We start from the raw sequence: 23,570 nt of genomic DNA on the forward strand, positions 1-23,570 counted from the left end.
CCATCGACCTGCTCATCTTCACCCCCCTCGAACGACGCGTCCTGCGCGCACGCGGCCTGCTGGTCAAGAGCTGAGTCCCGTGCACGGCGGTCCCGTTCTCCTCGTCATCGCCCACGGCAGCCGCGATCCGCGGCACGCCGCGACCGTCCATGCCCTCGTGGAGCGGGTGCGGTCGTTGCGGCCGGGCCTGCGCGTGGAGACGGGCTTCCTGGACTTCAATGTGCCCTCCGTGCAGGGGGTGCTGGAGTCGCTGGCGGCGGAGGGCGTGCGGGACGTCGTGGCGCTGCCGCTGCTGTTGACCCGCGCGTTCCACGCGAAGGCGGACATCCCGGCGGTCCTGCGGGAGGCGCCGCGGCGGCTGCGGATCCGTCAGGCGGCGGTGCTGGGCCCGTCCCCGCTGCTGCTGTCCGCCCTGGAACGGCGGCTGTACGAGGCGGGGCTGACGCCCGCCGACAAGTCCTCGACCGGGGTCGTGCTGGCCTCGGCGGGGTCCACCGACCCGGAGGCGATCGCAGTGATCGCTGAAATCGCGCGGGAGTGGCGGCACACCGGTTGGTGCGCCGTGCGGCCTGCGTTCGCCTCCGCTTCGCTGCCGCGCACCGAGGACGCGGTGCGCGAACTGAGGGCGCTGGGCTGCCGCCGGGTGGCGGTCGCACCGTACGTCCTGGCCCCCGGCTTCCTCCCGGACCGCATCGCGCGCGGCGCGGCCGAGGCCGACGTACTGTCCGATGTGCTGGGCCCGGCGCCGGAGGTGGCGCGGGTCCTGCTGGAACGCTACGACGCGGCCCGCCGGCCTGCGCTGGCGGCGGTCGGCGCCTAGCAGGTCCGCGGGCGGCCGGCGCGGGGGAGACGAGAGAGGGGACACGGCGGTGGGCAGCTACGTGTCGGTCAGGGGGTGGATGGAGTGCGACGGGCAGCAACTCGCCGCCGTCCAGGAGGTCATCGCCGCACACGACGACGACCACTACACCCACGGATGGGGCTCGCCCCGCCGGCACGTCAACTGGACCCACTACGTCTTCTACGGTGCCGACATCCGGGCGTCGGCCCTGGACTGGTTCACCGACCAGATCGAAGCGATCGCCCGGATCCCCGCCTCGGACGCCGACGGGGACCTCGTCCAGGGTCTGTTCCTCGTCCGCCACGAAGTCGAGGGGGCGACCGAATGGCAGGTCCGCGATGGCCGGCTCCTCATCACACCGGCGGACATCAGGCACCGGTACCTCGGCGCATAGCCCCGGTGGCCGCATCTAACGGCAGAGCTCGTCGCCGAGGGGGGTGCGGGCGTAGCGGACGGCTCTGCCGGTGCGGGTGCGGGTGAGCAGGCCGGCGTCGTAGAGCACGGCCAGGTGCTGGCTGACGGCGCTCGGGGTGACGTCGAGGCGGTGGGCGAGTTCGGTGGTGGAGGCCGGTTCCGCGAGCAGGAGCAGCAGGCGGGCGCGGGGGCGGCCGAGGAGCCGGGCGAGGGCGTCGTCGGTCACCGGGGGCGGTGTCTCGGAGAGGGTGGCGCGGCCGCGCGCCGGATACATGAGCACCGGCGGCCGTGAGGGGTCGATGAGGGGCTGGGCGCCGCGGGCGAACAGCGTCGGCAGCAGCACCATGCCGCGCCCGGCGACGCTGACGTCCGCCCAGGGGGCCTGGACCACGAAGTCCTGGGTGTTGAGCAGGAGCCGGCCGCCGGCCCAGGTGAGCCGGCGGTCCAGGCCGGGCAGCAGCGCGACCGCGCCCTGTTCGGCGAGGACGCGGCCGCGGTGGGCGAGGTCGGCCTCCAGGATGGTCTGCACCCGCGGCCACCAGTCCGTGGCCAGGCAGGTGTGCCAGTAGGCGTCGAGGGCGTCGGCGATCCGGGCGAGGAACGCGGCGGGGTCGGCGAGCCCCCGGGCGACGACGGGCGGCAGGGCGTCCTCGGTGCGGTAGGTGGCGCGGAAGTCGGCGACGACCACGTCGAGCGGCGTGGCCCGGACCTCGTCCAGCTGGTCGGCGAAGGAGGGGCGGGCCCGGTCGGGGCGCGGGGTGAGGAAGTCCGGGACCCACAGCCAGGGGGCGACCAGCGCGGTGAGCAGCGGGCGGTCGAGGGCGTCCAGGCGCGGCCGGATGCGGCGCAGCCAGGGCCGGTGGTGGGGGTAGCGGGCCGGGTCGTGCAGGGAGCGGAGGGAGAAGACGGCCTCCTGGAGCGGGGAGTACGCGAAGGAGGTGGTGGCGAGGTCGCCGACGGCGAAGCGGATCTCGATCATTCAGTGCCAGGCTAAATCAATGCCGGGACGGCACCGCCCCCGGGTTGGCTGCTGTGCATGACCACGACATCCTCGGCGAAGCCGGTCACCCGTGCCTCCGGTCTGCTGCCCGCCGACCCGGTGCTGCGCCGCTGCGCGCTCCTCACCCTCGTCAACTCCTTCGGCAACGGCCTCTACTTCCCCCTCGGCGTCCTCTACTTCACCCGGATCGTGGGCCTCGACGCAACGTCCGTGGGGCTCGGGATGACCGCCGCGGGGCTGGTCGGTGTGGCGGCCGGGGTGCCCGCGGGACGGGCCGCGGACCGTTGGGGGTCGCGGCGCGTGGCCTCGCTGCTGTGGGCGGGCACCGGGCTGGCGACGGCCGCGTACGTGCTGGTCCACTCGTACGCCGGGTTCCTCTTGGCGGTGGTGTGCGCGACCGGGCTGCAGATGGCCTCGCGCGGGGTGCAGGGAGCGCTGTACGCGGACGTGCTGCCCGCGGCGACCCGGGTGGAGGCGCGGGCGTACCTGCGGATGGTGACGAACGTCGCCATGGGCGTGGGCGGTGCGTTCGGCGCGATCGCCCTCCAACTGGACAGCCGTGGCGCGTATATGACGGTGATCGTGCTGAACGCGCTGTCGTTCGCGGGCCCCGCCCTGATGATCCCCGGCCTCCCGACGGCCCCGCACGCCATGGACCGGGTGTCCCTCGCCGCCGACGCCCCGGCCGCCGATCGCTGGCGCGCGGTGCGGGACCTGCCGTACCTGGCGGTGACCGTGCTGAACGCCGTGCTGGTCGTGCAGTACACGCTCTACGAGGTGGGTTTGCCGCTGTGGATCGTGGAGCGCACGCAGGCGCCCCGCTGGACGGCCGCGCTGCTGATGATCGTGAACTGTGTGCTGGTCGCCCTGCTCCAGGTGCCGGTCGCCCGACGCTGCTCCCGGGTGTCCGGCGCGGTACGGGCGATGGGCCTGTCCGGGCTGCTGCTCGCCGCCGCCTGCGCCGTGTACTCCCTGTCCGCCGGCCTCTCCCCGGTGTGGGCGGTCGTCGCCCTCCTCGCCGGCGGCCTGGTCCACGTCCTCGCCGAGGTCCTGTCCGCGGCCGGCGGCTGGACCCTCGGCTACGCCCTCGCCGACGCCCGCGTCCACGGCGTCTACCAGGGCGTCTTCGGCGCGGGCATGTCGGCGGGCATGATGGCCGGCCCGGCCCTGGTCACCCTCACCGCCATCCGGCACGGCTCGGCGGGCTGGGCGGTCCTCGGGGTGCTCTTCGCGGTGGCGGGCCTGGCGATCGCACCGGTGGTGCGATGGGCGGGGCGGGACGGGTGGCGGGGCGAGGACTGACCGCGGGGGTCGGGAGGGCCGAGGGGCCTCTGACCGGGAGGGCCGAGGCCCCTGTGACGTCGCGGCCGGGGCCGGTCATGGTCGTTCAGCGGTCCGCGCGGGCAGCCAGCCGCGGATCCCGGCCGCTCGCCGCCAGGGCCCGGTCGAACACCGGCGCGTCGGCCGGGACCGGGACCGGCTCGGCGAAGCCCTCGTACTGGCGGTAGAGGTCGGCGTGGCGTTCGACGACGTCGAGGGCGAGCCGGGCGGCGCCGTCCGAGAGGTGGAAGGTCTGGCCGGTGGAGACGGCCACGTCCCAGCCGTGCACCGCCATCTCCTTGACGATCATCGCGGCCAGTTCGGCGGCGGGCAGCGCGGCGAGGCCGAGGTCGATCTCGCCCTCCCAGGCGGCCGGGTCCGCCCAGGCGGCGACCGCCCGGTCGAGCTGGGCGGCGTAGGCGGCGGGCCAGTCGGGGTCGGCGGTGAAGTCGCGGGCGATCAGCTCCTCGGGGAGCTGCTCGCGCAGGGCGCGGTGTTCCAGGCCGTGGGAGGTGTACAGGACCCAGTGGTTGACCAGGGCGCGGACGTCCCATGGCGGGCAGTGGGTGGGGTCGCTCAGCCGGGCCGCCGGGACGCCGCGCGCGACGCGCGCCGCCTCGGCGGCACATTCGGACATGTACCGGTGCGTCTCGTCGTTCTTCATGCCCTCACGCTAGGGACGGGCGTGCTCAGCCTTCTTGAACAAACGCGACAGCCTCGTCGGCCAGCCGGACCAGGTCCCGCACCGGCAGCGAGCCGGCTGCCCGGTGCTCGCGCGCGAAGGTGTTCGCGAGGCGTTGCAGCAGCTCGTTCAGCGGGGTGGGGACGCCGTGCAGGCGGCCGAGGAGCACGATCTCGCCGTTGAGGTAGTCGGCCTCGATGGTGCCGGCGCCACGGCTGAGGGACTGCCAGGAGGAGCCGCCGCCGCGCGGGACGCCGTCGAGCGGGACCAGGGTGACCTTGTCGCCCCGGACGGCCTTCTGCTCCTCGGCGCTGACGTACGCGATGCCGGCGGCCCGCAGGACCGCTTCCCCCTCGGCCCGTACCCTCCCGAGCAGCGTGGCGGCCTCCTCACCGTCGACGGGGCCGCTCACCGCCTCCAGGGCGTTGCCCAGGTTGGACAGCAGCTTGGCGTACTGCCAGCGCGCCACGTCCGCGACGACCGGCGCCTCGAAGCGGGCCTTCTCCAGGTCGGCGGCGATGCGGCGGGCGGTGTCGTCGGTGCCGTGCGGGTGGCGGCCGAGGTGGAGGACACCGGTGAGCGGGGCGCCGGCGGCGGAGACGACTCCGGGTTCGACATGGGTGGAGGGCAGCCACACGCAGACGCCGTACACGTGCCGGAAGCGGCGCAGGGCCAGGCGCTGGCTCTCGACGCCGTTCTGCGCGCACACCAGCGGCAGCCTCTCGGCCGCCGTGCCGCCGCCCTCGACCGGTGCCGGACCCCACGTCTGGAGGGCGGCCTCGCTGTCCTGGGTCTTGACGGCGAGGACGAGGACGTCGTCGGCGCGCAGCGTGCCGAGCGTGTCCGGCCCGTCCACGACGGGCAGCCGGTACGTCAGTTCGCCCTCGGGCACACGCAGCCGCAGCCCGCCCCGGGTGAGCGCCGCGTGGTGCGCGCCGCGCGCCACCAGGACGACCTCCTCTCCCGCCCCGGCCAGCCGCCCGCCGATCGTGCCGCCGACCGCCCCTGCTCCGATGATGATGTAGCGCATGGGACGAGCCTCGCACAGACGTGGGTACGCTCCGGCCCTTGGCTGGAACGCTTCGTGGTGGGCGGCGAGTTGCCGGTGCGTCGTCTCGGTTTCGGCACCGCCCAGCTGACCGGCCCGGGCTACCGGGGTCCGCGCGGAGCCGCCGAGGACGCCCTCGCGGTGCTGCGGCGGGCGGTGGAGCGCGGCGTCACCCTGATCGACACCGCCGACAACTACGGTCCGTCGCTCGCGGAGGAGTGGGTCACCGAGGCCCTGCACCCGTACCCACGGGGGCTGTTGGTCGCCGGTCCGAGGGCAAGATCCGGCACATCGGTCTGGACACCGTCACCGTCGAACAGCTCGCCGCCGCGGGCCCATCTGGAGGAGAACCTGGACGCGGCCGCCGTACGGCTGTCGCGGGAGGAGATGTCCCGGCTGGACGCGTCGGGACGGGTCAGCCTTCCGTCATCTCCACCAGCTTGACGACGGTGTTCCAGTTGCGGGTCGTCGCGATCAGCCCCTTGATGACGCGTGGCCTGGACAGCTGTTCGGCGAGCTTGGACCGGCCGAGGCCGTCGGGGGCGTACAGGTACAGGGCCCGGTCGCCGAGGCGGAACTCCTCGGGGAGGTGGGCCGGCCGGTCGATCCCGGCGAAGCGTTCGGCGGTGACGGGGGCGGAGAAGTAGGTGACGTGGAGCTGCTTGGCCTCCAGGTCGGCGGCCGGGAAGGGGCAGGCCTCGACGACCGCCTTCAGATAGGCGTGGTCGCGCACGATCACGTCGACCGGGAAACCGAACTGCTTCTCGATCGCCCCCGCGAGTTCCTCCGCGAGGCCGGCCTCGTCGCCGTGGTCGCTGGAGAAGACGGCCTGTCCGCTCTGCAGGTAGGTGCGCACGCCTCCGTACCCGAGGCCTTCCATGAGGGTGCGCAGTGCGGCCATCGGGACCTTCCTGGCGCCGCCCACGTTGATGCCGCGCAGCAGCGCCGCGTACGTCGTCGTCATCCCGACACCATAAGGCGGAGCCGGCGTCCGGGCCGGCACCCTGATCACCGTCCCCGAGATCCCCCGATAGATGTAAGGGGCCAGTGTCCTCCTGGACGGTGAGACGGCGGGGTCCGAGGGGAGGAGCCGCGCGGCCGGGACCTCACCGGAGAGCACGACGAGATGGCTTTATCCGGCCCATACCTTCAAGGAGAAAGGTGGCGGCAGGGGGCCGCCACCGCACACAAGGGGGCAAGCCCGTCATGGGGAACGGAGATTCGCGGGTGCGGGGCATCGCCGCGCGGGCCGGCGGCTGGAGCGCCCGGCACCGATGGGCGGCCGTGGGCATCTGGGTGCTGTTCGTCGTCCTGGCGATGGGGGCCGGCTCGGCGGCGGGCCGGGTCGACGTCAAGGACAGCGACCAGCTCAAGGGGGAGACCCACACCGCCGCCAAGATCATCGAGGACGCCGGGATCGAGGAGCCCGCGAGCGAGACCGTCCTCGTCCAGGCGAAGGGCGACGGGCTGAAGGCCACGGACGCCGAGTTCCGTCAGGCCGTCGCGGCGGTCGTCTCGGCCGTCGAGGGCACCGGCAAGGTCACGGACGTCACCTCGCCGTACGACACGCAGTCCATCTCCAAGGACGGCCGCAGCGCGCTCGTGCAGTTCGACATGCGGGGCGAATCCGACACCGCGGGTGAGCGGGTGGAGCCGGTCCTGAAGGCCGTCGAGGGGGTGCAGAAGGAGCACACGTCGCTGCGGATCGAGGAGATCGGCGGCGCCAGCATGATGAAGACGTTCAACGACGCGTTCGGGGACGACTTCAAGAAGGCCGAGTACTCGGCGGTGCCGGTGGCCCTCGGCATTCTGCTGATCGCCTTCGGCGCGGTGGTGGCGGCGCTGCTGCCGGTGCTGCTGGCGATCACCGCGATCATGGCGACGATGGGCCTGATGGGCGTCGTCAGCCATGTCATGCCGATGAGCGACACCGCGAACTCCGTGATGCTGCTGGTGGGTCTGGCCGTCGGTGTCGACTACTGCCTGTTCTATCTGCGCCGGGAGCGCGAGGAGCGGGCCGCCGGGCGCGACGGGCAGACCGCGCTGCGGATCGCCGCGGCGACCAGTGGCCGTGCGATCGTCGTCTCCGGTGTCACGGTGTGCGTGGCGATGGCCGGCATGCTCTTCACCGGGCTCGCCGAGTTCGAGGCGATGGGCCTGGCCTCGCTGATGGTGGTCGCCGTCGCCATGGTCGGCTCGGTGACCGTGCTGCCCGCGCTGCTGTCGCTGCTGGGCGAGCGCGTCGAGAAGGGAAAGATCCCCTACCTGCACCCCGACAGCCGGCTCCGCCGCAACCGCGGGCGGGTCAACCAGGAGAGCCGGTTCTGGACGGCCGTGCTCAAGGGTGTGCTCGCGCGGCCGGTCGTCTCGGTCGTCGTCGCGGCCGGCGCGCTGCTCGCCATCACCGCGCCCGCGCTCGGTATGAAGACCCAACAGCTCACCCTGGACCAGGAGTTCGGCGACTCGCTGCCGATCGTCCAGACGTACAACCGGCTCAACGAGGCCTTCCCGGGCGGTTCCGACCCGGCCGAGGTGGTCGTCAGGGCGGACGACATCAACGCGCCCGAGGTGAAGTCCGCGCTCGCCGACTTCCGTGAGCGGGCGATCAGTTCGGGTGCCTCGCGCGGGCCGGTCGACATCAAGCTGCACGACGCGCAGAACATCGCCTTCGTGTACGTCCCGCTGGTCGGCGGCTCCGACCTGGACAAGGCGGGCGTGAGCCTGGACAAGCTGCGCGACGAGGTACGCCCGGCGACGCTCGGCAAGGTCGACGGCGTCGAGGCGCCGATCACCGGGCAGGTGGCCGGTTCGAAGGACTTCAACGACCAGCTCGCCGGAGCCGTCGTCCCGGTCTTCGCCTTCGTCGTGGTCTTCGCCTTCGGGCTGATGCTGCTGTCGTTCCGCTCGCTGACGATCGCGCTCACCTCGATCGTGCTGAACCTGCTGTCGGTGGGCGCCGCCTACGGCATCCTCGTGGGGGTCTTCCAGCACGGCTGGGGCGCGTCCCTGGTGGGCGCGGAGGGCGTCGGCGCCATCATCACCTGGCTGCCGCTGTTCCTCTTCGTGATCCTGTTCGGCCTGTCGATGGACTACCACGTGTTCGTGGTCTCCCGGATCCGTGAGGCACGGATGCGGGGCCGCACCACGAAGGACGCGATCACGCACGGCGTGGTCACCACGGCGGGCGTCGTGACCAGCGCCGCCGTCATCATGGTCGCCGTCTTCGCGATCTTCGGCACGCTGTCCATGCAGTCCATGAAGCAGATGGGCGTGGGCCTGGCGGCCGCGGTGCTGATCGACGCGACGATCATCCGGGGCGTGCTGCTCCCGGCGGTGATGGCGCTGCTCGGGGAGCGCAACTGGTACCTGCCGAAGTGGCTGCACCGGCTGCCCGACCTCACCCACGACGAGTCGCCGCAGGAGCAGGCGCCCGCGACGCGGGACGACGAGGGTGAGCCGCTGAGGGTCTGAACCCTCCGCACGACCGAGGGCCCGTCGACCACCGGGGAGTCGACGGGCCCTCACTCACGCGCGGCGCGCGGCGAGTTCGGCCTCGATCAGGTCGGCCGCCCTGCGGGTGCCGCCCTCCTGGGCCATGTCGGCCTGGATCTCCTTCAGCCGGCGGGCCGCCTCCGGGTCGTCGACCAGGGCCAGCGCGGTCGCCCGCAGTGTCTCGGCCGTCGCCTCCTCCGTCGCGACGTGCCGGGCCACGCCGAGCGACTGGAGCACGTCCGCGTTCCCGAACTGGTCCGCGGCCTGCGGTACGGCGATCATCGGGGTGACCGTGGCCAGCCCCTCCTGACTGCCGCCGGCGCCGGCGTGGGTGACGAACAGGTCGGCCTGCCGCAGGATCGCGAGCTGCGGCACCCAGGAGCGCACCTCGACGTTGTCGGGGACCTCACCGAGCTCCGCCGGGTCGACCTGCTCGCCGATCTGGAGCACGAGGTGCCAGCCGGGCAGGCCGGCGAAGGCCTCGACGCAGGCGCGGTAGAAGGCCGGCTGTTTGGTGAAGGCCGAGCCGAGCGAGACGAGCACGACCTTCTCGGCGCCGGCGGGCCGCGTCCAGTCGCCCTCGGTGGTGCGGTCGCCCTGACAGGCGCCGACGAACGTGTACACGCTCTCGTCGACCCGGTCGGCGTTCGGCTGGAGCGCCTTCGGGATGAGGACCAGGGAACGGTCGGGCCGTCCGGAGAAGTCGTCGGGGTGGAGGGTGATCCCGTTCTCCTCCAGCCAGGTGTGGAAGCGGGCGTAGTAGGCCTGGCCGCGTTCGGTCTTCTTCGGCTCCGCCCACATCGGCACGGCGACCTCCTCCTCGTAGCCCCGCCACGCGACATAGGTGGGCGAGAGGGAGATCGCGGGCACCCCCCAGCGGTGGGCGAGGACGCGGGCCGGGTAGGCGGCGATGTCGTGCAGGACGAGGTCGGGCTCGTCCCCGGCGTAGGCCGCGATCAGCTGGGGCAGCGCCTGGACGGCGTCGTCCAGGAAGGTCTCCACGTGGTCGAGGAGGGTGGTGCCCCAGGCCGAGGGGTCGGCGCCGGGGGCGGGGAGCGTGGAGTCCCACGGCTTGACCTCGGCGCCGGTCGCGGCGACCTTGTCGGCGAGGACGGGCGGGACGGCGTAGGTGACCCGGTGGCCGCGCGCGACGAGTTCGCGGATCACCTCCAGGCTGGGGTTCACATGGCCGTGGGCGGCGATGGAGAACATGGCGATGTGCGCGGGAGTGGTCATGTCCTCGACCGTAGACGAGACGAGACGTCTCGTGCAATCTCAATTTCCGTGCGGGGTCGGCGTACGGTCCGCGCGCGGTCGGCGTAGGGCCCGCGTACGGCCCGCGTACGGCCCGCGTGCGGTCGGCATACCGTCCACATCTGACCGGCATACGGCCCGCGTGCGGCCCACGCGCGGTGGGTGACTCGCGCACGGCGGACGAACGCCGCAGGTCGACGCCGACGGCGGGCCGGCCGCCGCAGGTCGACGCCGGCAACGGGCCGGCGCCGCAGGTCAGCGCTGGTAGCGGGCCAGGACCAGGTTGCCGTCTCTTTCCAGGCGGTGGCGCAGCTCGTCGAGGTCGATCGCCCCGCTGTAGTACTCCTGGAACGCCGGGGTGGCCACCTTGTCCTTCCACTCGGGGTAGCCGCGGACCGACTGCGCGGGCGCCGGTCGCAGGTGCGCGGCGAGGGCGGTGCCGGTCGCCCAGTCGTGCTCGGTGGTGTGCAGGGCGGGGTCGGTGAGCGCCGTCGTGCCGGTGGGCAGCATCCAGTCGCCCAGGGCCAGCCGGACCATGTTGGGCGGCCGGAGCAGGAAGTCGATGAAGGCGGCGGCCTCCTTCTTGTGCGGGCTGTCCTCGGCGACGGACAGCGTCTGCGGGCTGACGCCCTGGGTGAGCCCGTCGGCACCCGCGGGGGCGGGCAGCACCTGCCAGTCGAAGCCCTTCGGCGCCTGCTGGACGATCTGCTGGCGGAAGGAGAAGCCGAGCGGGACCATCGCGTACCGGCCGGCGAAGAACCCGGGCAGGGTGTCCGAGCCACGGCTGCCGAGCAGTGAGCCCGGGGCGCTGCGGTCCTCGCCGACCTGGTCGTGGACGGTGCGGGGCACGACCTCGTCGCCCGGCTCGAAGCGGACGGTGACCTTGCCGTCCGCGCCCCGGTGGAAGAGCCGGCCGCCCGCCGACAGGGAGAGGTTGAGCGTGGCGGAGACGGGGCCCTTCAGCGGCCAGGCGACGCCGTGTCTGCCCTCGCCGCTGAGCTGCCGGGTGATCTGCCGGAACTCCGCCCAGCTCCAGGGACGTTCGGGCGTCGGGACGCGCACGCCCGACTCCTTCAGCCAGGTGGCGTTGGCGATCAGGACGCGCGGCTCCTGGAGGAAGGGCACGCCGTAGATGCCGTCGCCGAAGGTCGTCGTGTCCCAGCTGCGCCGCGGGATGTCCGCCTTCAGCCGCTCGGGCAGCAGGTCGGTCAGATCGGCGAGATACCCGCCGTAGGCGAAGTCGGCGAGGTCGTCGGAGGCGTCATGGATGATGTCCGGGGCCTCGCCGCCCTCGAAGGAGGTGAGGAGCTGGTCGTGGATGCTGTCCCAACTGCCCTGGACGTACTCGACCCTGATGTCGGGATGGGTGGCGTTCCACTCGGCCACCAGTTCCTTGTTCGCCTCGACGGACTCCTCCTGCCAGGCCAGGGACTGGTAGCGCAGGGTGACCGGGCCCGGGCCGGAGTCGCTGCCGCCGCCCGTGCAGCCGGCGAGCAGCAGGGTCAGCACGAGCAGCACGGTCCATCTGGTGCGCATCAGCTCTTCACCGCCCCGGCGAGCATGCCGCTGGTGATCCGTCGCTGGATGAGCGCGAAGACGACCAGTGAGGGAAGCGTGGCGAGGAAGGCGGCCGCCGCCAGCGGGCCGAGGTCGGCGACGCCCTCCGCGCCGATGAAGTGGGTGAGGACGACCGGCAGGGTCTGCTTCTCCGGCGTCTTCAGCAGCACCAGCGCGAAGAAGAACTCGTTCCACGCGGTGATGAACGCGAACAGTCCGGTCGCCACCAGCCCCGGCGCGAGCAGCGGCGCGGTCACCGACACCAGCGTCCGCAGGCGCCCCGCCCCGTCCACCGCCGCGGCCTCCTCCAGTTCCACGGGCACCGCCCGCACGTATCCGACGAGCATCCACAGCGCGAACGGCAGCGCCCACACCACGTACACCAGGACCAGCCCGCCCAGCGAGTTGATCAGCCGCAGGTTCTTCAGCACCAGGAACAGCGGGATGATCACCAGCACCAGCGGGAAGGCCTGGCTGATCACCACCCAGCCGCTCGCCGCGCGCGTGAGGAGCGTGCGGCGCCGGGCGACGACGTAGGCCAGTGGCGTCGCGATCAGGACGGCGATCAGCGCGGCGGTGACAGCGGCCAGCAGGGAGTTGCCCGCGGCGCGCAGCAGCGGCTGTTCGTCGAAGGCCTGCCGGAAGTTGGCGAGGGTGGGGTCGTCGGGGATCCAGGCCGGGTGCAGACTGCCCAGTTCCTGGGGCGACTTGAAGGCCGTGGAGACCAGCCAGAGGAAGGGGAAGGCGAGGAAGACCAGATACGCGAGCAGCGCGAGGTACTGGCCGACACGGCCCGGGACGGACGTCCTCATGTCTCGTCACCCGCCCTGAGCCGGCCCACCAGGAACACGGCGAGGAGCACCGAGATCACCGCCACCATCACGCATCCCATCGCCGCCGCGTACCCGAACTGCCCGTACCGGAAGGCCTCCTCGTAGGCGAAGAGCATCGGCAGCCGGGTACGGCCGCCGGGTCCGCCGCTGGTCAGGACGTAGACCAGGGCGAAACTGTTGAAGTTCCAGATGAAGTTGAGGGCGGTGATCGCGAGGGCGACGGGCCGCAGCGCGGGCCAGGTGACCGTGCGGAAGCGGCGCCAGGCGCCCGCGCCGTCGACCGCGGCGGCCTCGTGCAGTTCACGCGGGGTGTTCTGCAGGCCGGCGAGCAGAGCGACGGTCGTCTGCGGCATGCCCGCCCACACACCGACGACGATCACGGCGGGCAGTGCGGTGGCGAGGCCGCCGAGCCAGTCCCGCCCGTCGCCCAGACCGAGGTCGCGCAGGGTCTCGTTGAGGACGCCGGCGTCCGGGGCGTAGACCAGCCGCCACATGATGCCGACCACCACCTCCGGCATCGCCCAGGGGATGATCGCGAGCGCGCGGGCCAGCCAGCGCAGCCGTAACCTCTGGTCGAGCAGCAGGGCCAGGCCGAGGGCGAGCAGGAACTGCGGGACGGTCACCCCCACCGCCCACACCAGCCCGACGCGGAACGACTCCCAGAACAGCGTGTCCTGCCACAGGTCCTGGAAGTTGAGCCCGCCGATCCACTCGGTGGGCTCGGTCCGGCCCGACTGGGCGTCGGTGAACGCCAGCAGGATGCCGTACAGCAGCGGGCCGACACTCAGCACCAGGATCGGCAGCAGCGCGGGCAGGACCAGGAACCACGCGCCGTGGCCGGTGGCGCGGCGCGGCGGCGGGCCGGTGCTGGCGGCCGTACGGCGCTGTGCCCCTCTCCCCTCGGTCAGCACGGACACGAAGCGATCCCCCTTCCCGCGGCTGTGCCGGGCCCCGCCATGGTCGTGAAGCCGGGAAAGCCCGTCAAGGCACCACGCACACGGTCCGACCTGTACGAATGCGAGACTGGCCGTCACATGGCCGGATCCCGACGCCATCCTTCGGGGATCCGGCGGACGAGAACACGGAGGCGGACGATGGACGAGGCACGGGCGCGGGACGTACTGGCCACGGCAGGGGTGCTGCCCGGCCCGGCGCGGGACGCGCGGCTCCTCGCCCTGGGCGAGAACGCGGTGTTCGCGGCCGGGGACCTGGTGGTGAAGGTGGGGCGCGACGCCGAACTCCTGGAGCGGGCCCGGCGCGAGCTGGACATCGCGGCCTGGCTGGCCGAGGCGGGCATCCCGGCGGTGCGGGCGGCCGAGCCGAAGGCCCTGCTGGTGGAGGGGCACCCGGTGACGGTGTGGCACCGGCTGCCCGAGGCGGTGCGGCCCGCCGAACCGCGCGATCTGGCCGAACTGCTGCGCGTCGTGCACACCCTTCCCTCCCCCTCGTTCGCTCTGCCGCCCCGCGACCTGCTGGCCGGCGTGGAGCGCTGGCTGCGGCTCGCGGGCGACGCGATCGACCCGGCGGACGCGGCGTATCTGCGCGAGCGGCGCGACGGCTTCGCGGCGGCCGCCGCCGCGCTCACCCCGCACCTGCCGCCCGGCCCGATCCACGGCGACGCGCTGCCTCGTAACGTCCATGTCGGCCCGGACGGCCCGGTCCTGGTCGACCTGGAGACCTTCTCCGCCGACCTGCGCGAGCACGACCTGGTGGTGATGGCGCTCTCCCGGGACCGCTACGGTCTGCCCGCCGAGGCCTATGACTCCTTCACCGAGGCGTACGGCTGGGACGTGCGCCAGTGGGCGGGCTGCGGGGTGCTGCGCGGCGCCCGGGAGACGGCGAGCTGCGCCTGGGTGGCCCAGCACGCGCCCGCCAACCCCAAGGCCCGGGCGGAGTTCGAGCGCCGGGTGGCGTCGCTGCGGGACGGGGACGAGGCGGTGCGCTGGTATCCCTTCTGACCGCGCGCTACACGCGGGGTCTGTCCGCGAGCTCCCGCAGCGGCCAGGTGCCGTCCACCACCGCCTCCGCATCGCCCTTGCGGCGCAGGAAGCTCTGGAAGTCCGCCGCCCACGCGGCGTACCACTCGATCTGGCGGCGGTGCAGCTCCGCGAGGCCCAGGGCGGCGACCTTCGGGTGACGCTCGGCTATCGCGCAGGCCAGGCGGGCCGCGGCGAGGGCGTCGGCGCAGGCGTCGTGCGCGGAGTCGAGGGCGATGCCGTACTCGGCGCAGACCGCTTCGAGGTTGCGCTTGCCGCGGCGGTAGCGGTCGGCCCAGCGGTCGATGGTGTACGGGTCGACGACCGGGGCCGGGTCGATGCCGCCGAGCCGCTCACGCAGCGAGGGCAGGTTGTGGCGGCGCAGTTCGGCGGAGAGCAGCGTGAGGTCGAAGGCGGCGTTGTAGGCGACCACCGGTACGCCTGTCCGCCAGTAGGTCACGAGGACGTCGGCGATGGCCTCCGCGACCTGGTCGGCGGGGCGGCCCTCGGACGCCGCCCGCTCGTTGCTGATCCCGTGCACCGCGACCGCGTCGGCCGGGATCTCCACGCCCGGGTCCGCCAGCCACTCCCGGCGTCCGAGCGGCTGACCGTCCCTGACCTCGATCACGGCCGCCGTGACGATGCGCGCCTCGCGCGGGTCCGTCCCGGTCGTCTCCAGGTCGAAGCCGATGAGCAGCTCGCGGTGCCAGGCCATGGTGGCCCCCCTTCTTGGTGGTGCTTCCCCCAGTGGTCTCCACCTTCGCATGCGCCACTGACAATCAGAGGATCGCGTTCCGCTCAGCGGTCCGCCGAGCACGGGTGACCGGGCCGTGTTCCGCTCAGCGGCCCGCCGAGCACAGGTGACCGGTCGGCCGCGTTGCGCTCAGCGGTCCGCCGAGCACGGGTGACCGGTCGCCCGCCGCGCAGGCCGCCACCCGAGGGCGGTGACGGCGCGGGCCATCACCCGGGAAAGACCGGACACTTCAGGACACAGGGCGCGAATCGACCCAGGCCAGTTCGAACTCCTCACGGTAGGCCGCGAACAGTCCGCCCTCGTCGACCTCGCCCGACTTCACCACCCGGTTGCCGTTGCGCAGCACCAGCACCGGTGCCTCCATGCCGCGCATGCGCCGCAGATAGGACTGGACGACCGCGATGCCGTCGGTGCCGTCGCCGTCGACCAGGTAGGCGGTGAAGCGGGGCGTCTCGTCGTACACCTGGATCTGGAAGGCGCCCGGGTCGCGCAGCCGGGAGCGGACCCGGCGCATGTGCAGGATGTTCATCTCCACCGAACGGCTCAACTCGCCGCGCTTCATGCCGAGTTCGCGCTCGCGGCGCTTGACGGCGCTGGAGGCCGGGTTGAGGAACAGCAGCCGCACCCGGGCGCCCGCCTCGGCGAGGCGGACCAGCCGCCGGCCGGAGAAGTTCTGCACGAGCAGGTTCAGGCCGATGCCGATGGCGTCGAGCCGGCGGGCGCCGTCGAAGATGTCCTCGGCGGGGAACTGGCGCAGCAGCCGCACCCGGTCGGGGTGGACGGCGACCACGTCCGCGTACCGGTCGCCGACGAGGTCCTCGACCGCGTCGACGGGCAGCCGGCGCGCGGACGGCACGTCGCCGCCCGTGCCGAGCATCTCCAGCAGCCGCGCGGAGGCGCGTTCGGCCTGGTTCAGGACGGTCTCGGACAGCGCCCGGTTGCGGGAGACGACGTTGCGCGTCACCTCCAGCTCGTCCAGGGCGAGTTCCACGTCGCGGCGGTCGTCGAAGTACGGCTCGAAGCACGGCCAGTGCTGCACCATCAGCTCGCGCAGCTGCGGCAGGGTGAGGAAAGAGATCACGTTGTCGTCGGCCGGGTCCAGCAAGTACCCCTTGCGGCGGCTGACCTCGCGGACGGCGACCGCGCGCTGCACCCACTCCTGTCCGGCGGGGCCTGCCGCGGCGACCACCCAGTCGTCGCCGTGGACGGGTTCGTAGATGGGCCGCAGCACGGCGGCCACCACGGCGCGCAGCCGCTGCTCGACGAGGTTCAGCCAGATGTAGGCCCGGCCGGCCCGCTGGGCGCGGGTGCGCACCTCGCGCCAGGCGTCGGCGTCCCAGTCCAGCTCCGGACCGATGGCGCCCTCCATCGGCCGGGCCAGGGACACCGTGCCGGGCGGGACGTCTGTGGAGGAGCCTCCCTCGTGACCCTCGTCACCAGGGGGCAGTTCCAGCCCTCCCGAGCCCACCCAAGCACCGCCTTCCGCTCCCCCGAGCACTCCCCGTCCCAACGATCAAGGAAGGGTACTCCGGGAGCGGTGGGCGGTGCAGCCGGATGGGCAGGTCGTTTCTCAACTGTCGGTGGGCGGGCGGCCGTTCTCGCCGCTGAGGGCCGGCGGAGTGAGCGGATTCATAGCGGTGACGTCCCGCGGGGCGATCGAGAAGCCCTGCCAGTGGACCGGCATGGGCTGCTGGTCCTCGTCGCGCGCGACGTGGTGGAAGCCGACGTTCACCCAGGCCACGGGGTGGGTGAGGGTCTGCCCGTTCACCCACGCGTCCACGGACGAGCCGTGCCGCGGGCTGCCGCAGATGCGGACGTTGTTGCTCGCGTACTGCTCGCACTGGTTGTACTGCGTGAAGTAGATGTCGTGCCGGGTGAAGGGACGCCCCGCGTAGGTGGCGCTGGCACCGGGGACGATCTCGTAGGAACGCGGGTGGCCGTCCTTGTTCTTGCCGACCCCGCTGACCACGCGCCACCAGCGCATGTTCTTCGCGTCACCGGCGAGTTCCTTGGTGACGACGGTACGGGTGGTCTTGTTGGTCGGGCGCGGGCGGCCGGCGGCGGGCGGGCTGACCACGGAGTCGTACTGCTCGACCTTGGTCGCGGAGGAGCCGTCGAGGCCGAAGTCGAGCCGCCAGAAGACGTTGTGGTTGTGGCTGGTGGCGTAGCCCTTGGCGCCCTTGCCGATGGGCCAGCCGCGGCCGTCACCGGCGTCGTAGTCGAAGGGCGAGAGGCTGCCCGTGGCGCCGACGTTCATGTTGACCGTGCCGTCGTCGGAGAAGCGCCATTCGGTGATGTACTCGTACCAGCCGACCTTGTTGACGGTGTAGAGGAGCAGGTCCTTGCCCTGGGCCTGGTAGACCTTGGCCTCGTCGGACTGCATCCGGTACGCGTGGCCGCGGGCGCGGGTGGTGGTGCACAGGCCCTTGACGTTCGAGGACTCGGCGTAGCTGGGTTCCGGGACGCGGACCGTCCTGATGGTGCCGCCGGGGCACTCGGCCGGGGCCAGGTCCACCATGCCGGAACCGAAGTCGTAGTCGGTGATGTCGTTGTACTCCTCCTTCCCGTCGTCGTAGGGGACGTGGATCTGGGCGAGCTTGGCGCTGTTGAGGACGCGGATCGGCTTGGTCTCGCCGGGCGGCTGGTAGGAGACCTTCTCCAGGACGAGACCGGACTTGGACTCGAAGCGCCAGCACATCCGCCAGGTGGTGCCGGAGGCGAGCTTCTGCTCGATGCGGTAGGCGGCGCTGCAGTCGGCGGCCGCGGCGGGGGCCGCCTTGGTCTGGGCGGTGGCCGGGCCGGCGCCGGTCGTCGCGCCGGCGGCCAGCGCGGCCACGGCGAGGCCGACGGCCGCCGTGCGGCGGGCACGGGTCATTCTCCGCGGCGCGAGGCCGCTGATCGAGCGCTGTGCGTGCATGAGGACATGACTCCCTGTGCGTCCTGACACGGGACGGGTGGGTTGGAGAACCGAATGGACTGAGGGCCCGGGGCCGACGGCTCAGCGTTCGAGCCGGGCCACCTTGCGGGCACTGAGGTCGACGACCAGGGACCGGGTGTCGATCCACGGCCCGTTCTTGACCTTGATCAGCAGCCGCGCGCAGCGGTGGACCCCGCACGCGTCGAGGGCGGCGGGCTGGGCGCCCGGCGCCGCGCGGTAGACCATGCTCGCGAGGACCAGCTGGTCGGGCGAGGTGAGTTGGTTGCCGGTGGCGTCCTTGTAGTCCGCCTTCAGGCCGGCGCCTAGCCGGTCGGCGATCAGCAGCCGGGCCGCCTCGGTCTCCTCGGCGGCGCTCAGCGGCGGCTGGACGCCCTGCCGGCTGGCCGTGCCCTCGATCTTGCCGGTGTCGAGGTTGACGGTCCTGACGACGAGTGTGTCGTCCTTGTAGTCGTAGAAGGTCACTTCGGCGCGCCTGGGCGCGTCCGGGTCGTCGACCTCGTCCGTCTGTGGCTCGGCGAGGTCCACGCCGAGGCTCTGCGGGCCGCGGTCGCCGTCGACGTCCTCCCCGGCGTTGAACAGCTGCCGGTTCAGCGCGATGGTCCGGACCCGGGCGATCTCGTCGTCGGTGAGCGGGTCGCGGCCCTGGCCCTTCGCGCCCTCCGCCGGGGCCTCCTGGACGACCCCGGGCGGCACGGCGGCGGCGCCGCCCTGCTGTCCGCTCGCGTCCTGTCCGGTCTGCGTCCGGCCGCCCGTCCCCTCTCCCGCGGTCTGCCCGGCGGCCCGTTCGCCACCGGCGTCGGCTCCCGCCGTGCCCGGAAGGGTGACCGCGATCATCGCGGCCGTCGCGGTGACCGCGATGGCCGCTCCTGCCACCACCTTGCCCAGGTGGCGGCGCACTGTCGTGCGCACATCTTCCCCCTACTCCCCCTGTGTCCCCGGGAGTACGTGTCTGCCCCACTGGTTCGGCATGCGCCCTGCCCGGGCGTATGCGCTGGTCGCTGGGTAAGAGGGATGTAAGTCGCAGGTGGTTCCCTCACTTTCCGGGAGACTCGATGCCAAGGCGTCCCCGCCGGGACGGCACACCTGGAAGAGTCGTATCCATGCAGGTCTGGCCTGGAGAGGCATATCCACTCGGCGCCACGTACGACGGCGCCGGCACGAATTTCGCGGTCTTCTCGGAGGCCGCGGACCGAGTAGAGCTGTGTCTGCTGCACGACGACGGCTCGGAGACGGCGGTGGAACTGCGCGAGAGCGACGCGTTCGTGCGGCACGCGTACGTGCCGGGCATCATGCCCGGGCAGCGCTACGGCTTCCGCGTGCACGGCCCCTACGCACCCGAACGCGGTCTGCGCTGCAACTCGGCGAAGCTGCTGCTCGACCCGTACGCGAAGGCGATCAGCGGCTCGATCCGATGGGGCGAGGAGGTGTACGGCTACCACTTCGGCTCACCCGAGCGGCGCAACGACCTCGACTCGGCGCCGCACACGATGACGTCGGTCGTGGTCAACCCGTACTTCGACTGGGGCGACGACCGGCGCCCACGCACTGAGTACCACCACACGGTGATCTACGAGGCCCATGTGAAGGGCCTGACGATGCGCCATCCGGGGCTGCCGGAGGAGCTGCGCGGCACCTACGCGGCCCTCGCCCACCCGGCGATCATCGAACACCTCACCGAACTGGGCGTCACGGCGCTCGAACTGATGCCCGTACACCAGTTCGTCAACGACCACCGGCTGGTCGACATGGGCCTGAGCAACTACTGGGGCTACAACACGATCGGCTTCTTCGCCCCGCACAACGCCTACGCCTCCTGGGGCGACCGCGGGCAGCAGGTCCTGGAGTTCAAGTCGGCGGTGCGGGCGCTGCACGAGGCGGGCATCGAGGTGATCCTCGACGTGGTCTACAACCACACCGCCGAAGGCAACCACCTGGGTCCGACGCTGTCCTTCCGGGGCATCGACAACCCGCAGTACTACCGGCTGACCGAGGACCCGCGGTACTACATGGACACCACGGGCACCGGGAACTCGCTGCTCATGCGGTCCCCGCACGTCCTCCAGATGATCATGGACTCGCTGCGGTACTGGGTCACCGAGATGCACGTCGACGGGTTCCGCTTCGACCTCGCGGCGACCCTGGCCCGTCAGTTCCACGAGGTGGACCGGCTGTCGTCGTTCTTCGACCTGGTGCAGCAGGACCCGGTCGTCTCCCAGGTGAAGCTGATCGCCGAACCGTGGGACGTGGGCGAGGGCGGCTATCAGGTGGGCAACTTCCCGCCGCTGTGGACCGAGTGGAACGGCAAGTACCGCGACACCGTACGGGACCTGTGGCGGGGCGAGCCGCGCGCGCTCGCGGAGTTCGCCTCCCGGCTGACCGGCTCGTCCGACCTGTACCAGGACGACGGACGCCGCCCACTGGCCTCGATCAACTTCGTGACCTGCCACGACGGGTTCACCCTGCGCGACCTGGTCTCCTACGACCACAAGCACAACGAGGCCAACGGCGAGGACAACCGGGACGGCGAGAGCCACAACCGGTCCTGGAACTGCGGGGTGGAGGGCGAGACCGACGATCCGGACGTCCTCCGGCTGCGCGGCCGGCAGATGCGGAACTTCCTCGCCACGCTGATGCTCTCCCAGGGCGTGCCGATGATCAGCCACGGCGACGAGGTGGCGCGCACCCAGCGCGGCAACAACAACGCCTACTGCCAGGACAGCGAGCTGTCCTGGGTGGAGTGGCCGGACGCCGAGAGCGACAGCCGTGAGCTGCTCGACTTCACGCGCGCGATCGTGCGGCTGCGCAGGGACCACCCGGTCTTCCGGCGGCGCCGCTTCTTCCACGGCCGGCCCGTGGAGGGCACCCACGACGAGCTGTCGGACATCGCCTGGTTCACGCCCCAGGGCAAGGAGATGACCCAGCGGGACTGGAACTCGGCCCAGGCGTCGGCGCTGACGGTGTTCCTGAACGGCAACGCGATCTCCGAGCCCGGCCCGCGCGGGGAGCGGATCACCGACGACTCCTTCCTGCTGATGTTCAACGCCTCCCCGCGACCCCTGGAGTTCGTGGTGCCGGTCGACCACGGGCGGCAGTGGCAGGTCGTCGTCGACACCGCGGACCCGGAGCCGGTCGCGCGCGGGGCGGGCGCGAAGGTCGCGGCCGGGGACCGGCTGACCCTGGTCGACCGCAGCATGACGGTGCTCCAGCGGCCGGCGTAGCGTCGCGCGTCCCTCCGCCCGGAGGGCGTGATGAGACGAACGGGGGCGGGGCGGGTACGTAGGTCTGCATGACCTCTGTGCGCCCCGCCCCCCTCGTGCCCACGGCCACCTACCGGCTCCAGCTCCAGCCCGGGTTCCCGTTCGGCGCCGCGGCGGCCGCCGTGCCGTACGTGGCCTCGCTCGGGGTGTCGCATCTGCATCTGTCGCCCGTCCTGGAGGCCGTGCCGGGCTCCGGGCACGGCTACGACGTGGTCGACCACGCGCGCGTGCGGGCGGAGCTGGGCGGCGAGGAGGGGCTGCGGGCGCTGGCGCGCACCGCGCGGGAGCACGGGCTCGGGCTGGTGGTGGACATCGTCCCGAACCACATGGCGATGGTGCCGCGCCACAACCGTGCCCTGTGGGAGGTGCTGCGGGAGGGCCCGAAGTCGCCGTACGCGCGCTGGTTCGACATCGACTGGGAGGCACAGGACGGCCAGGTGCTGCTGCCCGTGCTCGGCGGGCCTCTCGGGGACGAGATCGGCCGGCTGCGGGCCGACGGGGACGTGCTGCGCTACCACGACCACGTCTTCCCGCTGCGCGAGGGCACCGAGGACCTGCCGCTGCCGCAGCTGCTGGACGCGCAGTGGTACCGGCCCGTGTGGTGGCGGCTGGCCCGCACCGAGCTGAACTACCGGCGGTTCTTCAGCATCTCCGAGCTGATCGGGGTGCGGGTGGAGGACCCCGAGGTGTTCGAGGCGACCCACGCGACGATCCTGCGGCTGCTGCGCGAGGGCGTGATCGACGGGCTGCGCGTCGACCACCCGGACGGCCTCGCCGACCCGGACGCGTATCTGGCACGGCTGCACGAGGCCACCGGGGGCCGCTGGACGGTCGTCGAGAAGATCCTCGCGGACGGGGAGCACCTCCCGCCGTCCTGGCCGGTCGCCGGCACCACCGGCTACGACGCCCTGCGCCAGGTCGACGGGGTCTTCACCGACCCGGAGGGCGCCGTGGAGCTGCTCGCGCTGTACCGGCGCTTCGCGGCCCCGCAGACGGACCGGGGCGGTGACTGGGCGGCGACCGTGCGGCGGGCGGCGTACGCGGTGCTCTCGCACGAGCTGGCCGCCGAACTCGACCGGCTGACCCGGGCGGCGGTCCGGGTGTGCGCCGGCTCGCCGGACCCGGCGCTGCGCGACCGGGCGCCCTGGGCGCTGCGCACGGCGCTGGAGGAGCTGCTGGTGCGGATGGAGGTGTACCGGCCGTACTCCTCGGGCGACGCGGGCGCCGTGGTCACCGAGGAGGCGGCCGAGGAGGCCCGGCGGGCGTTCGTGGTGCCCGAGGAGGCGGGGGCGGTCGACGTGGTGCGCGGGCTGGTGCTGGGGCGGGGCGCGGGGCCGGCGGCGGTGGAGTTCCGGACCCGGTTCGCGCAGACGGCGTCGGCGCTGCGCGCGAAGTCGGTGGAGGACACGGCGTTCTACCGGTACGTGCCGCTGCTGTCGGCCAACGAGGTGGGTGGCGACCCGGGCCGCCAAGGGGTGTCCCCGGCCGCGTTCCACGCGTACTGCGCGCGCGTGCAGCGCGACTGGCCGCTCACCGGGACGGTCCTGTCGACGCACGACACCAAGCGCAGCGCCGATGTCCGGGCGGCGCTGGCGGTGCTCACCGAGTGCCCGCAGCGCTGGGCGGAGGTGCTGGAGCAGGCGACGCACGCCGAGGGCACCGTGCCGGACGGTCAGGTGGCGTGGGCGGCCTGGCAGACGGTGTTCGGGCTCGGCCCGGCGGACGCGGAGCGCGTCGGGGCGGCGCTGCTGAAGCATGTGCGGGAGGCGGGCCTGTACACGAGCTGGACGGAGCAGGAGCCGCCGTACGAGGAGGCGGTGGCCGCGTTCGTGGCGGCGGGGCCGGGCGGGGTGCCGGGCGAGCGGGTGGCCGCGCTGCGCGAGGCCCTGGAGCCGCACATCCGGGCGAACGTGCTGGGCGCGGCGCTGGTGCATCTGACGATGCCGGGGGTGCCGGACGTCTACCAGGGCTCGGAGGACGACTACCGGGCGCTGGTGGACCCGGACAACCGGCGCCCGGTGCGCTTCCCGCCGGAGCACCCCGGTGCCAAGGCCGAGGTGACCGCGGCGGCCCTGCGGCTGCGCCGTCGGCGTCCGGAGGTCTTCGGGGAGTCGGCGACGTACGCGCCGCTGGCCGCCGAGGGGCTCGCGGCCGAGCACTGCCTGGCCTTCGTGCGGTCCGGCGAGGCGGTCACGGCCGTGGCC

The 23,570-nt window shown here is 72.7% G+C and carries 19 protein-coding genes and 1 pseudogene; 8 read left to right on the forward strand and 12 right to left on the reverse strand.

Going from position 1 to position 23,570, the window contains the following annotated elements:
- The first annotated feature begins 79 nt into the window (after nucleotides 1-79).
- Complete coding sequence (locus ALMP_RS17990; protein WP_264929420.1) at nucleotides 80-820, forward strand: sirohydrochlorin chelatase; 741 nt, start codon at nucleotides 80-82, stop codon at nucleotides 818-820.
- 49 nt (nucleotides 821-869) lie between these two features.
- Nucleotides 870-1,235, forward strand: a complete 366-nt coding sequence (locus tag ALMP_RS17995) for a hypothetical protein (RefSeq protein WP_264929422.1) — start codon at nucleotides 870-872, stop codon at nucleotides 1,233-1,235.
- A gap of 15 nt (nucleotides 1,236-1,250) precedes the next feature.
- On the opposite strand, the gene ALMP_RS18000 is transcribed toward ALMP_RS17995, so the two are convergent.
- Nucleotides 1,251-2,234, reverse strand: coding sequence for a helix-turn-helix domain-containing protein (locus tag ALMP_RS18000; protein WP_264929424.1), 984 nt, complete (start codon nucleotides 2,232-2,234; stop codon nucleotides 1,251-1,253).
- A gap of 57 nt (nucleotides 2,235-2,291) precedes the next feature.
- Between ALMP_RS18000 and ALMP_RS18005 the strand changes: the two genes are divergently transcribed.
- Nucleotides 2,292-3,557, forward strand: coding sequence for an MFS transporter (locus ALMP_RS18005; protein ID WP_264929426.1), 1,266 nt, complete (start codon nucleotides 2,292-2,294; stop codon nucleotides 3,555-3,557).
- Between the two features lie 85 nt (nucleotides 3,558-3,642).
- On the opposite strand, the gene ALMP_RS18010 is transcribed toward ALMP_RS18005, so the two are convergent.
- Nucleotides 3,643-4,239 carry a TIGR03086 family metal-binding protein gene (locus ALMP_RS18010; RefSeq protein WP_264929428.1) on the reverse strand — a complete coding sequence of 199 codons (597 nt, stop codon included), beginning with the start codon at nucleotides 4,237-4,239 and terminating at the stop codon, nucleotides 3,643-3,645.
- Nucleotides 4,240-4,264: 25 nt separating this feature from the next.
- Nucleotides 4,265-5,287, reverse strand: a complete 1,023-nt coding sequence (locus tag ALMP_RS18015; RefSeq protein ID WP_264929430.1) for a ketopantoate reductase family protein — start codon at nucleotides 5,285-5,287, stop codon at nucleotides 4,265-4,267.
- A gap of 75 nt (nucleotides 5,288-5,362) precedes the next feature.
- Here ALMP_RS18015 and ALMP_RS44165 point away from each other — a divergent pair, with 75 nt between their 5' ends.
- Entirely contained in the window at nucleotides 5,363-5,749 is a 387-nt protein-coding gene (locus ALMP_RS44165; RefSeq protein ID WP_309299495.1) for an aldo/keto reductase, read from the forward strand.
- Here ALMP_RS44165 and ALMP_RS18025 read toward each other — a convergent pair.
- Nucleotides 5,721-6,269, reverse strand: coding sequence for a DUF1697 domain-containing protein (locus ALMP_RS18025; RefSeq protein WP_264929433.1), 549 nt, complete (start codon nucleotides 6,267-6,269; stop codon nucleotides 5,721-5,723). The genes ALMP_RS44165 and ALMP_RS18025 overlap by 29 nt on opposite strands.
- A 242-nt stretch (nucleotides 6,270-6,511) precedes the next feature.
- On the opposite strand from ALMP_RS18025, the gene ALMP_RS18030 reads away from it, so the two are divergent.
- On the forward strand, nucleotides 6,512-8,776 hold the full coding sequence (locus ALMP_RS18030; protein WP_264929435.1) for an MMPL family transporter: 2,265 nt from the start codon (nucleotides 6,512-6,514) through the stop codon (nucleotides 8,774-8,776).
- A 54-nt stretch (nucleotides 8,777-8,830) separates the two neighbouring features.
- Here the strand turns inward: ALMP_RS18030 and mgt are convergent.
- From mgt to ALMP_RS18050, 4 genes and pseudogenes are all read right to left on the reverse strand, one after another.
- Nucleotides 8,831-10,076 (reverse strand): annotated as a pseudogene (gene mgt, locus ALMP_RS18035) (macrolide-inactivating glycosyltransferase).
- Nucleotides 10,077-10,306: 230 nt separating this feature from the next.
- The gene (locus ALMP_RS18040) at nucleotides 10,307-11,587 is read right to left on the reverse strand and encodes an ABC transporter substrate-binding protein (protein WP_264929436.1); all 1,281 of its coding nucleotides are present in this window, start codon (nucleotides 11,585-11,587) and stop codon (nucleotides 10,307-10,309) included.
- Complete coding sequence (locus ALMP_RS18045; protein WP_264929437.1) at nucleotides 11,587-12,420, reverse strand: carbohydrate ABC transporter permease; 834 nt, start codon at nucleotides 12,418-12,420, stop codon at nucleotides 11,587-11,589. Before ALMP_RS18045 ends, ALMP_RS18040 begins: the two co-directional genes overlap by 1 nt.
- Nucleotides 12,417-13,349: a carbohydrate ABC transporter permease gene (locus tag ALMP_RS18050; protein ID WP_375803500.1), complete on the reverse strand. Its 933-nt coding sequence runs from the start codon at nucleotides 13,347-13,349 to the stop codon at nucleotides 12,417-12,419. The genes ALMP_RS18045 and ALMP_RS18050 overlap by 4 nt, the downstream gene beginning before the upstream one ends.
- Before the next feature lie 186 nt (nucleotides 13,350-13,535).
- Here ALMP_RS18050 and ALMP_RS18055 point away from each other — a divergent pair, with 186 nt between their 5' ends.
- Nucleotides 13,536-14,399: a phosphotransferase enzyme family protein gene (locus ALMP_RS18055; RefSeq protein ID WP_264929440.1), complete on the forward strand. Its 864-nt coding sequence runs from the start codon at nucleotides 13,536-13,538 to the stop codon at nucleotides 14,397-14,399.
- 7 nt (nucleotides 14,400-14,406) lie between these two features.
- Here the strand turns inward: ALMP_RS18055 and ALMP_RS18060 are convergent, their stop codons facing one another.
- The 4 genes from ALMP_RS18060 to ALMP_RS18075 all read right to left on the reverse strand — a co-directional run bounded on the left by ALMP_RS18060 (nucleotide 14,407) and on the right by ALMP_RS18075 (nucleotide 19,018).
- Nucleotides 14,407-15,132: a 3'-5' exonuclease gene (locus ALMP_RS18060; RefSeq protein WP_264929442.1), complete on the reverse strand. Its 726-nt coding sequence runs from the start codon at nucleotides 15,130-15,132 to the stop codon at nucleotides 14,407-14,409.
- Nucleotides 15,133-15,400: 268 nt separating this feature from the next.
- Entirely contained in the window at nucleotides 15,401-16,639 is a 1,239-nt protein-coding gene (locus ALMP_RS18065; protein ID WP_264929444.1) for an SAV2148 family HEPN domain-containing protein, read from the reverse strand.
- A gap of 102 nt (nucleotides 16,640-16,741) precedes the next feature.
- Nucleotides 16,742-18,088: a copper amine oxidase gene (locus ALMP_RS18070; RefSeq protein WP_264929446.1), complete on the reverse strand. Its 1,347-nt coding sequence runs from the start codon at nucleotides 18,086-18,088 to the stop codon at nucleotides 16,742-16,744.
- A gap of 81 nt (nucleotides 18,089-18,169) precedes the next feature.
- A complete protein-coding gene (locus ALMP_RS18075) occupies nucleotides 18,170-19,018 on the reverse strand; it encodes a Tat pathway signal sequence domain protein (protein ID WP_264929448.1) in 849 nt (282 codons plus the stop codon).
- Between the two features lie 191 nt (nucleotides 19,019-19,209).
- On the opposite strand from ALMP_RS18075, the gene glgX reads away from it, so the two are divergent.
- Nucleotides 19,210-21,327 (forward strand): glycogen debranching protein GlgX, encoded by a 2,118-nt coding sequence (gene glgX / locus ALMP_RS18080; RefSeq protein WP_264929451.1) that lies wholly within the window; start codon nucleotides 19,210-19,212, stop codon nucleotides 21,325-21,327.
- 68 nt (nucleotides 21,328-21,395) lie between these two features.
- Nucleotides 21,396-23,570: malto-oligosyltrehalose synthase (gene treY, locus ALMP_RS18085; protein WP_264929453.1), on the forward strand; the 2,175-nt coding region annotated here is incomplete at its 3' end.

It is taken from the genome of Streptomyces sp. A012304, assembly GCF_026008495.1.
In the GTDB taxonomy this organism is placed as follows: domain Bacteria; phylum Actinomycetota; class Actinomycetes; order Streptomycetales; family Streptomycetaceae; genus Streptomyces.